This is a genomic window from Dyella sp. (genome assembly GCF_035277725.1).
Lineage (GTDB): Bacteria > Pseudomonadota > Gammaproteobacteria > Xanthomonadales > Rhodanobacteraceae > Dyella_B.
In genome coordinates this window covers 18,413-29,369 of the sequence record NZ_DATEJY010000121.1, presented here as the reverse complement: position 1 = coordinate 29,369, position 10,957 = coordinate 18,413, and the positions used below count along the sequence as shown (strand labels likewise).

Annotated in this window: 10 protein-coding genes, 1 rRNA gene and 1 riboswitch; of the genes, 8 read left to right on the top strand and 3 right to left on the bottom strand. The window is 60.9% G+C overall.

What is annotated here, in order from left to right; genetic code table 11:
- Nucleotides 1-84 (top strand): 5S ribosomal RNA (rrf, locus tag VJR68_RS10950); the annotation flags it as partial.
- Nucleotides 85-414: 330 nt separating this feature from the next.
- Here the strand turns inward: rrf and VJR68_RS10945 are convergent.
- Nucleotides 415-1,332 carry a DUF5672 family protein gene (locus VJR68_RS10945; protein ID WP_324147716.1) on the bottom strand — a complete coding sequence of 306 codons (918 nt, stop codon included), beginning with the start codon at nt 1,330-1,332 and terminating at the stop codon, nt 415-417.
- 28 nt (nt 1,333-1,360) lie between these two features.
- Nucleotides 1,361-2,377, bottom strand: coding sequence for a cysteine synthase A (locus VJR68_RS10940; protein ID WP_324147715.1), 1,017 nt, complete (start codon nt 2,375-2,377; stop codon nt 1,361-1,363).
- 203 nt (nt 2,378-2,580) lie between these two features.
- Nucleotides 2,581-2,696, top strand: a riboswitch (SAM riboswitch).
- Between the two features lie 84 nt (nt 2,697-2,780).
- Here VJR68_RS10940 and metX point away from each other — a divergent pair.
- The 3 genes from metX to VJR68_RS10925 are packed head-to-tail and all read left to right on the top strand — an operon-like array spanning nt 2,781 to nt 6,108.
- A complete protein-coding gene (gene metX / locus VJR68_RS10935; protein WP_324147714.1) occupies nt 2,781-3,815 on the top strand; it encodes a homoserine O-succinyltransferase MetX in 1,035 nt (344 codons plus the stop codon).
- A gap of 2 nt (nt 3,816-3,817) precedes the next feature.
- The gene (gene metB, locus VJR68_RS10930) at nt 3,818-5,026 is read left to right on the top strand and encodes a cystathionine gamma-synthase (RefSeq protein ID WP_324147713.1); all 1,209 of its coding nucleotides are present in this window, start codon (nt 3,818-3,820) and stop codon (nt 5,024-5,026) included.
- A complete protein-coding gene (locus VJR68_RS10925) occupies nt 5,023-6,108 on the top strand; it encodes a homoserine dehydrogenase (RefSeq protein WP_324147712.1) in 1,086 nt (361 codons plus the stop codon). Before metB ends, VJR68_RS10925 begins: the two co-directional genes overlap by 4 nt.
- 13 nt (nt 6,109-6,121) lie before the next feature.
- Here the strand turns inward: VJR68_RS10925 and VJR68_RS10920 are convergent, their stop codons facing one another.
- A complete protein-coding gene (locus VJR68_RS10920) occupies nt 6,122-7,783 on the bottom strand; it encodes an APC family permease (protein ID WP_324147711.1) in 1,662 nt (553 codons plus the stop codon).
- Between the two features lie 216 nt (nt 7,784-7,999).
- On the opposite strand from VJR68_RS10920, the gene metF reads away from it, so the two are divergent.
- The 4 genes from metF (at nt 8,000) to VJR68_RS10900 (ending at nt 10,786) form a co-directional block, all read left to right on the top strand.
- On the top strand, nt 8,000-8,824 hold the full coding sequence (gene metF / locus VJR68_RS10915; RefSeq protein ID WP_324147710.1) for a methylenetetrahydrofolate reductase [NAD(P)H]: 825 nt from the start codon (nt 8,000-8,002) through the stop codon (nt 8,822-8,824).
- A 271-nt stretch (nt 8,825-9,095) separates the two neighbouring features.
- Nucleotides 9,096-9,467, top strand: a complete 372-nt coding sequence (locus tag VJR68_RS10910; protein WP_324147709.1) for a hypothetical protein — start codon at nt 9,096-9,098, stop codon at nt 9,465-9,467.
- A 63-nt stretch (nt 9,468-9,530) separates the two neighbouring features.
- Entirely contained in the window at nt 9,531-10,448 is a 918-nt protein-coding gene (locus VJR68_RS10905; protein WP_324147708.1) for a branched-chain amino acid transaminase, read from the top strand.
- 95 nt (nt 10,449-10,543) lie between these two features.
- The gene (locus VJR68_RS10900) at nt 10,544-10,786 is read left to right on the top strand and encodes a FitA-like ribbon-helix-helix domain-containing protein (RefSeq protein ID WP_324147707.1); all 243 of its coding nucleotides are present in this window, start codon (nt 10,544-10,546) and stop codon (nt 10,784-10,786) included.
- Nucleotides 10,787-10,957 lie beyond the last annotated feature (171 nt).

Here is a 10,957-nt window from a genome sequence, read left to right as displayed (position 1 = left end):
CGATCCCATCCCGAACTCGGAAGTGAAACGCAGCTGCGCCGATGGTAGTGTGGACTTCCATGCAAGAGTAGGTCACCGCCAGGGGCTTTATCCCTAAAACGCCTTCCCAACCGGGAAGGCGTTTTACTTTATGGCTTTGGCATCGGCGAACTTGGCCGTGCCGGGTTACTTCTCCTGTACGAGAAGCTGCGGTCATCAGTCGACGCAGCGGCCGCCGTCATCAGGGTACCGCCTTCGAAGGCCAGCTCGCGAGAACATGGCCGTTATCGCCTGATTCGCTGTTAAGCAGTTTTATTGCGGACGATATTCATGCCAGTGATGGGACGCGGCCAACATCACGCGTAGATGCGCGTAGTGAGATCAGACTTTACCCGTTCCCATCTACACACATACGGTCATACGGTGAATCTGGACTCAGTCTGCAAATTCCACGCGATAACCGCGGCGCACAAACATCTCCACCAAATCCAACTCGCCATATAGCTCGCCAGCCTGCGTATGCGAAATCGTGTAGCGAATCGTCGGAGGGGCAATGCTCACAAGATGCCGCAGCTTGGAGTGATGACCAAAGATACTTAGCGCATCCATCCCATGATGCACTGCTCCAGCGTGTTCGATGGCGAATCGACCAGCAACATCCAATGGGGCAAAGCGCAATCCTTTTATTTCCAGTGCCGGGCGAAGCAGGCCGGATAATTGCACGTCCTCCAGCAGTACGTCGTTATGCCAATGCATTCGTAAAGGATCGCCTTCCACCAGATCCGGTGGTGGAATAGACACGCGCACATCCGGGTGTTCCACCAATGCGCGCATCAGACGCTGACTGCGCAGGCTGAAGCCGCCATTGAGCACGGGTGTGATCGTATAACCGGGTCGATCGAAATCGTTACACCACTGAAATCCTCGTACCCAGCGTGCTCCTTCAGGCGTTTGCATATGTGCCAGATGAATGGGCGCGCCGATGTAATCGTAATCAAGAAATGCATCCTGCCAGTTGTCGATGCTGAGCACCCAGCCGTCGTCCTGCACGATCAACGCGAATTCGGTCTCCACCACGCGCCACAGTGCGAACAGCATGAACCAGCTGTACTCGTGGTAGTTCATCGGCTGGATCGCGCGCCACTCGATGGATGCGGGCAGATCCTCCGGCGCTTGCGGGCTGCACAGCAGTGCACGCGTCCCGGGCATCTGATGCTGGCACCAGGCGAGTGAGAGCGCTGCACCACTTGCATCCGGAAGACCCGTGACAGAAACGATGGTGATCCTTTCGAACGCTCCCGAATTCATCATGTATCCCATGTCCTGTGGCTGAGCTCTCTTGGCCCGCAGCATGGTAAAACATTGGATACGAATAGCCGCCTTAGTTGCCAAACGATTGTGCAAGCCAATCGGGAACGGGAATGTTCTTCTCTCGCAGAAATGGCGGATTGAACAGCTTGGCCTGATAGCGCGTTCCCGCATCGGCCAAGATGGTGACGATGGTATGCCCTGGCCCAAGCACTTGCGCTAGCCGGATGGCCCCAGCCAGGTTCACGCCGCTGGAGCCTCCGACGCACCAACCCTCCTCGCGCAACAGCTGATGCAGCAGAGGCACGGATTCCTGATCCGAAATCGACCAGGCCAGATCGATCGGCGCATCCTGAAAATTCGCCGTGATGCGACTGGAGCCAATGCCTTCGCTGATAGACGTCCCTTCCGCCACCAGCTCGCCACGTTGGATGTAGTTGGCCAGCGCCGAACCCGTAGGGTCAGAAAGCCCGATCTTTATCCCAGGCTTGCGGGCCTTCAATGCCTTGCCGACGCCGGCCAGGGTGCCTCCCGTACCGGCCGAGCAGACAAAACCGTCAACCTTGCCCGCCGTCTGTTCCCAGATTTCCACGGCAGTAGTCGCCTCGTGCCAGTCCCGATTGGCGGTGTTGTCGAACTGGTTGCCGAACCAGGCAGTCCCCGGCGCCTGCTCGTTCAGGCTTTCAGCGTAGGCGCGAGCGATATGGACGTAATGCCTGGGATCCTTGAACGGCACCGCAGGTACCAGCCGTACTTCGGCGCCGGCCACGCGTAAGGCGTCGATCTTCTCGCGGCTCTGCGTCTCCGGCATAAAAATCACCGACCGATAACCGCGGCTCGCGCCGATCAGCGCCATCCCGATCCCCGTATTTCCCGCAGTTCCCTCCACGATCGTGCCGCCCGGGCGCAGCAAGCCTCGGCGTTCGGCATCCAGGATCAACCCCAACGCCGTACGGTCCTTGATCGACCCGCCCGGATTAAGAAACTCAGCCTTGCCCAGCACCTCGCAGCCGGTCAGTGCCGAGGCGTGGCGAAGGCGCAAAAGTGGGGTGTGACCGATGGCAGCGGAGAGATCGGGCTTGATGCTCATGGGATGCAGTGTGACCGCCGTCAATGAAACATGCGTGAGGATAGCGCGAGCTGGCCTGGCCGCCACCGCCCGGCCTCCAGTATCGCGCGTCGCATATGGTCTTTTCCCATATGGTCGAAATCAGCTGTACTTTCGAGGTGTTTTTACGTTTAGACGTCTAAACGTCCATTGACGGTAAAAATAGCCGTAGGTATAGTCGATTCCACTCATCGAGACCGGCTGAGGGACAGGCCCTTTGAAGCCGGGGCAACCTGCGGGATCAAACCTGCAACGGTGCTAACTCCTGCGGGGCGCGTAAGCGCCGACCGAGAGATGGGGTGTCGTCAGTCCATGTCATGCATGGAGTATCCGGCGACAACTCCTCACAGGTTCTCCGCAGGGCGATGCAAACGGAGAACTGAAGATGCCACACCTTGCAAACTCCTCCCTCGAAGATCGTCCCACTGCCGTGGTCGTGTCCTTGCACTCGCGCAACACGCTTACCGAGCAGCGCAGCTCCCGCCGCCTGTCCCTGCAGCCGAAGTACGGCCATGGCATCAGCCAGGTGGATGTGCGCTACCAGTGGACGGGCGCGGCGGATGCGCCCACGATCATCGTGCAAGGCGGCATCTCTGCAGATCGTTACGTGGCCGGCGCCGAGGGCAAGGCTGGATGGTGGTCCGAGCTGGTGGGGCACGGCCAAGCTGTCGACCTGGCACATTGCCGTGTACTGAGCATCGACTGGCTGACTCCGGCTGATTTCGAAAACAACCCGCGCGCCATCTCCAGCGAGGATCAGGCCGATGCATTGGCTGCCCTGGTGGATGCGCTCGGTATTGGCCGCGTCGCCGCCTTCGTTGGATCGTCCTACGGCGCGATGGCAGCCCTTGCCTTTGCCGCGCGTCATCCGGACAAGCTCGACAAGCTCGTTCTGCTCGCCGGCGCCCACCGTGCTCATCCGATGGCCACGGCACAGCGCGCGATCCAGCGCCAGATCCTGCGCCTGGGCCAAGCTTCGGGCCAGATCAATGAGGCGCTTTCCCTCGCACGCCAGCTGGCGATGACCACCTATCGTGGCAGCGAGGAATTCGCGCGCCGCTTTGACGGCACGCCGGATTATCGCGAAGGCCGCTTTCATTTCCCGGTCGAAGATTACCTGGAACACGCCGGCCGCAGCTTCGTCCAGCGCTTCGATCTGGAACGCTTTCTTGCGCTATCCGAATCCATCGATCTGCACGACGTCGCGCCGGAATCCATCCATGTGCCGGCCACGCTGATCGGCTTTCCGTCTGATCGTCTCGTGCCATTGGCTGATCTGTGCGAGTTGCAGCGTCGCCTGCGCGGTTCAGCCACATTGGAAGTGGTCGACTCGCCCTACGGCCACGACGCCTTCCTGAAAGAAACCAACAAACTGGCGCCGCTGCTGCGCCAAGCCATTTCCTGTCGTAGTGGAGCTTGATCATGTGCGCTGATATCGCGAAGGAAGCCGCCGCCAGCACCCGCGCCGTGCGCGCAGGCATTGAATCGGATACGCAGCACGGCGCTGTCGTACCAGCGCTGCATCTGTCCACCAACTACAGCTTCACGGGCTTGGGTGGCAAGCGCGCCTACGACTACTCGCGCAGCGGCAATCCTACGCGCGATCTGCTCGGCAACGCGCTGGCCGAACTCGAACAAGGCGCCGGCGCAGTGATCACGGCGAGTGGCATGGCGGCCGTGGCGCTTGCGTTGGAACTGGTTCCGGCCGGTGCCACCGTGCTTGCGGCACATGATTGCTACGGTGGTACCTGGCGCTTGCTTGATGCCTGGGCGAAGAAGGGGCGCTTCAGCGTTCGCTTCATCGACCTCACCGATAACCACGCACTTGCCGAAGGTTTGGCATTGAAGCCAGCGCTGGTGTGGGTAGAAACGCCATCGAACCCGCTGCTGCGCATCACTGACATTCGCCATGTTGCACAGGCAGCGCATGCCGTCGGCGCCTTGGTGGTGGTGGACAACACCTTCCTTTCGCCTGCGTTGCAGCAACCGCTTGCGCTGGGCGCAGATGTGGTCGTGCATTCCACTACCAAGTACATCAACGGTCATAGCGACGTCGTTGGCGGTGCTGTCGTGGCACGCGATGCCGCGGTCGCCGAACAGCTGAAATGGTGGGGCAATTGCAACGGTCTTACCGGCGCGCCATTTGATAGCTTCCTTACGTTGCGCGGCCTGCGCACGCTTGGTGTACGCCTGCGGCAGCATCAGGAAAACGCAGAGCGCATCGCCACGTATCTCGATCAGCACGACGCCGTGCGCAACGTGTATTACCCCGGCTTGGACCAACACGCGGGCCATGCTTTAGCTGCACGCCAACAGCAAGGCTTCGGCGGCATGCTGAGTTTTGAATTGCATGGTGACGTGCCGCAGATCGAAGCTTTCGTGGGTGGCCTGGAATATTTCTCGCTGGCCGAATCATTGGGTGGCGTGGAAAGCCTGGTTGCACATCCCGCTTCCATGACCCACGCCGCGATGGCACCGGAAGCGCGCCGCGCGGCCGGCATTGCCGATACGCTGCTGCGCTTGTCGATCGGCATCGAAGATGGTGACGACTTGCTGCGCGACCTTGCCGCTGGCTTGCAGCGCGCGCAAGCGGTCGCCGAGAACACCTCGAAACGACGGGTGCTTGCATGAGCGCGGTGCTGGCTGAAGCTTCCGTTCTCAAGACCGCACCCGTCGCGCCGCAGGAAGCCGCGCTGGTACTGCTTGGTACTGGCGTCGTGGGAGGGGCATTTCTCAAACTGCTATGCACGCCTGTGTCGAAGCGGCTGCACTTGGTGGGCGCGGCCAACTCGCGCAAGCAACAGACCGAAGCTGCGCAACTAGCCGCGCGCGATCTGCGCGAGCGGCTGAAGCGTGAAGGCGCGCCGCGTGACGATGCCGCATTGCTGTCGGCGCTGGATGAGCATCGTGCACCGCTAAAAGTCATCGTCGATGCCACCGCATCGTCCGAGCTGGCATCGCGTCACGCGGATTGGTTGGCGCGCGGCTATCACGTAGTCACCGCTAACAAATCCTTGGCCGGCGGTCATCTTTCTGGTTGGCGTGCGCTACAAGCTGCGCGCGCGGCGGGCGGACGTTACGGCGATTCCGCCACCGTGGGAGCAGGCTTGCCGGTGCTTTCCACACTACGCCGCCTGTGTGATTGCGGCGACAGCCTGCTTACCTTGGAAGGCGTGTTTTCCGGTTCGCTTTCCTATCTGTTCAACACGTATGACGGCAGCCGTCCGTTTTCCGAACTGTTGGGCGAAGCACGCAAGCAGGGCTATACCGAACCAGATCCGCGCGCCGATCTTTCCGGTGAAGACGTGGCGCGCAAGCTGTTGATCCTCGCGCGCAATGCCGGCTTCGCCTTGGGCCATGACGAAGTGGTCGTGGAAAGCCTGGTGCCGGAAAGCCTGCGCGATATTTCCACCGAGGCATTCCTTGCACGTCTGGCAGAACTGGACGAACCGCTGGCTGCCCTGCACGAAGCGGCACGTGGCCGCGGGCATGTGCTGCGTTTTCTCGCACGCCTCAACCAACGCGGACGTGCGCGCGTGGGTATTACCGAAGTGCCGCTGACGCATCCTGCTGCGCGCTTGTACGGTACCGATAATCAATTTGCATTGACCACCACGCGCTATCACACGCAACCGCTGGTGATCCAAGGGCCAGGTGCCGGCCCGGAAGTCACCGCCCAGGCATTGCTGGGCGATATTCTGGCGTTGGGTTGACGCGCACAGCGCGTCAGTTGCGCGCGATCCGTTCGGCGACTTCCTCTTCCGGCGGAACCAGTGGCAAATCCGGATGCGCGTGGGCCATATCCCGCGCGGCTTCTACCGCGGGCGTGCGCCAACCGGACTTCACACCCCATAGATAGAACACCAGTCCAACCACGGCGACGACGACAAGATCGATGCCGTAAGACAGATAGCCACGGCCACCAAAGGTGGTGCTGCCCAGCCACGACACGATGGCAATCGTGGGCAGATAAACGATCAGCCACCACGCGCCCTTCAAGTGGCGACCAAAATCATGCCAGCCGGCTTTCGCCTGGTAATACAGGTATACCGGCAACGCCACTACCATCAGCAAGATGATTTCACCGGTCAGCGGCCACTTCGCCCAATACAGCAGTTCCGTCGCCATGATGAAGGCCACGCCAGCAAGCACCGGCAATCCTGCCACGCGCAACGGACGGTGCAATTCCTGAGCCGTGCGGCGCAGCGTCATCACGCTTACGGGACCGGTGAGATAGGAAATGATCGTCGCCACCGAAATCACCGCCGCCAGCGTGCCCCAGCCGCGGAAGAAGAACAGGAACAAGAACGACACCGCCAGGTTGAACCACATCGCCGGACGCGGCACGCCCCACTTCGGATGCACCTGGCCGAGGATCTTCGGCAACGTGCCGTTGCGTTCCATGCCGTAGATCATGCGTGCGGTAGTGGCGGTGTACGTCATGCCAGTGCCGCTGGGGCTGATAAAGGCATCCACGTAGAGCAGCATCGCCAGCCAATGCAGGTTGACGATGATGGCCAGCTCCGCAAACGGCGAACGGAAATCGATGCCGTGCCAGCCGGCCTTCGCCAACAGATCCTGCGGTACGGCACCGAGGTAGGCAATTTGCAGAATCACATAGATCACGGTTGCCAGCAGGATCGAACCCACTACGGCAAACGGAATGCTGCGACCGGGATTGCGCGCCTCGCCGGCCAGATTCACCGGACTCTGAAAGCCGTTGAAACTGAAAACGATGCCAGCTGTTGCGACTGCCGTGAGCACCGCGGCGAAGTCGATCGCATGGCTGCCGCCATGGATGCCCACCGAGAAATTCTCGCGATGAAAACCGCTGGCGATCAGCGCCAAACCCGTTGCCGCCGGCACCACCAGCTTGAACACGGTAATTGCTGTGTTGGAGTGCGCAAACAGCTTCACGCTCCAGAAGTTGAGCAGGAAGTAGATGATCACCAGCACCGCCGCGATGGCGAGGCCATTGGTGCTCAGCTCGCCGACCCCGTTGCTGACGTGATACAAATCCTGCGCCCACGTCCATGGCCATGACGCCATGTATTGCACGGAAGCCTCAGCTTCCACCGGAATCACCGAGACGATCGCGATCCAGTTCGCCCATGCGGCAATAAAACCCACCAGCGAACCGTGCGAATAGTGGCCGTAGCGCACCATGCCGCCGGACTCGGGGAACATCGCGCCCAGTTCCGCATAAGTCAGCGCGATGGTCATGATGATCGCGGCGCCCAGCACCCACGCCCAGACAGCTCCCGGGCCGGCCAAACCGGCCGCCTTCCATGCGCCGAACAGCCAACCGGAGCCGATGATCGAACCCAGGCCGGTAAGCATCAGGGCAAACGGCCCCACATCGCGGCGGATCGCGTTGGAAGAAGACATCGAGTACTCCCTGAAAGCCAAAGAACGGCCGCCTGCGGCGACACAATCTGGCGATGATGACAGACCGGTATGCGTAGTGTCAGCCCGTGCCGGGGCTGGCCGCTCGTACCGGAAGTCGCGCACGGGGGCGTGGGCGCATGCTCGATATGGCAATATATCTTTTCATCTCGAAATAGAGATATATATACTGTCGACTCGACGCCAAGGATTTAGAACATGCCGGCCATCAGCTTCGAATTCTTCCCGCCCAAGACCGACGAACAGCGCGCCCAGCTCGACAAGACCGCCAAGGAGCTGAAGGCGCTCAAGCCTGATTACGTCTCCGTCACCTTCGGCGCCGGCGGCTCCACCTTGAGCTACACCAGCGAAACCGTGGCGCGGCTGCACCAGCAGCATGGCTTGGACGTGGCGCCGCATCTGTCCTGCATGGGCGGTACCCGCAAGGAAATTGCTGATCTGCTCGATACCTATCGCGCCGCCGGCTATCGGCGCCTCGTTGCGCTGCGCGGCGACCTGCCTTCAGGCATGGCTTCGCCGGGCGATTTCCGCTACGCCGCCGAGCTGGTGCGCTTTATTCGCGAGCACTGCGGCGATCATTTCCATATCGAAGTGGCGGCGTATCCGGAAATGCATCCGCAGGCCGAAGACGTCCAGGCCGATCTCCAGCATTTCAAGGCGAAGGTCGATGCCGGCGCCAACGGCGCGATCACGCAGTACTTCTTCAACGCCGATGCATATTTCCGTTTCGTCGACGACGTGCGCAGCCTGGGGGTATCGGTGCCGATCGTGCCGGGCATCATGCCGATTTCCAATTACGCGCAGCTCAAGCGTTTCTCCGATGCCTGCGGCGCGGAGATTCCGCGCTGGATCGCCAAGCGCATGCAGGCGTATTACGACGACGTCGAATCCATCCGTGCCATGGGGGCGGAAGTGGTCGCGCAACTGTGTCGCCGCCTGCTGGAAGGCGGTGCGCCGGGCCTGCATTTCTATACGCTGAACCGGGCGAAAGCGACGCGCGCGGTGCTTGACCAACTCCACTGATGCCTCGCATGCATCGGGCTATGCTTGCCCGATGCGTTATTTGCCTTTACTCCTGCTGCTGTTGTTGCTGCCCATCTCTGCCGTCAAAGCGCAGGGCGACATCCATCGTTGCATCGGCGCGGACGGCATTCCTGTTTTTACCGATCGCGTTTGCAGCGACATCAATGCCAAGCCGGTAATGCCGGCGCCTGCGGCAAGCACATCACCGGCGACGAGTGCATCCGTTTCGGCAGCACCATTGCAAGCGCCTGCGATAACGTGCGCCGCGGACTTGAAGCAACTCAAGCAAGCCGTCATCGACGCTTTCGCCCAACGCAATCCCAATCGACTTGCCGGTTTGACGTTATGGAACGGCGATGGAAAAGAGGAGGTCGTCGCGGATATCCGCTACTTCAAGCGCTTGATGTCGCGCCCCTTGATTGAAGTGAAAAGCACCGCCGACGCCTCATCGACTTCCAGTGATAACGATGACTCTGATGCTTCATCGCTTTCCTTGTCAGCTGCACCCAACCCGACGCCCGCGCATGGTGAAGCGCTGATCGTGCAGACGGAATCTGACGATGGCAGCGGCGCGACAGCGCAAACCCGTTTCGACGTCGTGCATCGTTCGGGATGTGTGTGGTTGCGGCCGCAAAGTGATTAAACGGACGAAAGGTCGCGAAAGATTCGGCACGCTATCATGAGCGATCCCCACCGGAGATCCCCCATGGCTCAACAGTATCCCGAATGGATTTGGCAGAACGGCGAGATCAAGCCGTGGAAAGATGCCACCGCCCACGTGATGTCGCATGCCTTGCATTACGGTTCCTCGGTATTCGAGGGGATACGCAGCTATGTCACGCCGGAAGGCGCGGCGATCTTCCGCCTCACCGATCACTTAAAGCGCCTGTATCTGTCGGCGAAAATCTACGACATGCTGCTGCCGTACGCGCAGGAAGAATTGGCGGCAGCCTGCCGCGAAGTGATCCGCAAGAACGGCTACTCCGCCGCCTATTTGCGCCCGGTCGCTTATCGCGGTCTGGGTGGTTTTGGACTTTCCGCCGAAACGCCGATCGACGTTGCCGTAGCCAGCTGGCCGATGGGTCCGTACCTTGGGCCGGAAGCGCTGGAAGTGGGCATCACCGCCTGCGTATCCAGCTGGCAGCGCTTCGCCCCGAACACCATTCCGGCGGGCGCCAAGGCCGGCGGCAATTATCTTTCCGGCCAGTTGATCGCACGTGAAGCGCGTCGCCTCGGTTTCGGCGAAGGCATCGCCCTGGCCGCCGGCGGCCTGCTCAGCGAAGGCGCCGGCGAAAACCTGTTCCTGGTATTCGATGGCGTGCTGCACACCACGCCGGCCAGCGCCTCCATCCTTGCCGGCATCACCCGCGACACCATCAAGGTGTTGGCGCGCGAGGACGGCATCGAAGTGGTGGAGCGCGACATCCCGCGCGAATACCTGTACCTGGCCGACGAAGTGCTGATGTGCGGCACCGCCGCCGAAATCACCCCCATCCGCGAGATCGACGGCAAGCAGGTCGGCAGCGGCAAGGCGGGGCGCCTCACCCGTCGCCTGCAGGAGCTGTATTTCGGGCTGTTCAACGGCAAGACGCAGGACAAGTGGGGTTGGCTGGAGCCGGTTTGATCCCAGAGGCCTGCTCGGGCAGGCCCGCCTCCAAGCGGTAGGGACGGCATCATTTTTATGATGCTATCCCCACATGCGATTGAGGACTTGTCGTCATGGCCACTATCACCGTACGCAACGTATCTGAGGAAGTGCATCGTGCTTTGTGCGTGCGCGCCGCCATGCGCGGCCACAGCACCGAGGCGGAGGTCCGGGACATCCTCCTGGAAAACGCCGTGAAACCGGAAGGGCGTATCAAGCTAGGCTCCTTGCTGGCTGACATTGGGCGAGAGGCCGGTGGTACCGAGCTGGGCGTCGGAAAGGATAAGACGCCGTCCGAACCGCCGAGTCTTGAATGATTTTGTTGGATACAACGTCATTTTCGGAGCCGCTGCGCTTGGCCGGTCCTGGGTATGGGCGTGAATCGATGCGCCAAATATCGAATTAATCCATGGGAAGCAAAAGGTCTAAGGGCAATAGCACTGACTTAGGCGCTCTTCGCTCGAATACCGAGAAAAACTTTGAACCCG

Coding starts and splice junctions, on each gene's coding strand:
- VJR68_RS10900 (WP_324147707.1), top strand. CDS start 10,544: ATGGCCACTATCACCGTACGCAACGTATCTGAGGAAGTGCATCGTGCT.
- VJR68_RS10925 (WP_324147712.1), top strand. CDS start 5,023: ATGAGCGCGGTGCTGGCTGAAGCTTCCGTTCTCAAGACCGCACCCGTC.
- VJR68_RS10905 (WP_324147708.1), top strand. CDS start 9,531: ATGGCTCAACAGTATCCCGAATGGATTTGGCAGAACGGCGAGATCAAG.
- metX (WP_324147714.1), top strand. CDS start 2,781: ATGCCACACCTTGCAAACTCCTCCCTCGAAGATCGTCCCACTGCCGTG.
- metF (WP_324147710.1), top strand. CDS start 8,000: ATGCCGGCCATCAGCTTCGAATTCTTCCCGCCCAAGACCGACGAACAG.
- VJR68_RS10940 (WP_324147715.1), bottom strand. CDS start 2,377: ATGAGCATCAAGCCCGATCTCTCCGCTGCCATCGGTCACACCCCACTT.
- VJR68_RS10945 (WP_324147716.1), bottom strand. CDS start 1,332: ATGCTGCGGGCCAAGAGAGCTCAGCCACAGGACATGGGATACATGATG.
- metB (WP_324147713.1), top strand. CDS start 3,818: ATGTGCGCTGATATCGCGAAGGAAGCCGCCGCCAGCACCCGCGCCGTG.
- VJR68_RS10920 (WP_324147711.1), bottom strand. CDS start 7,783: ATGTCTTCTTCCAACGCGATCCGCCGCGATGTGGGGCCGTTTGCCCTG.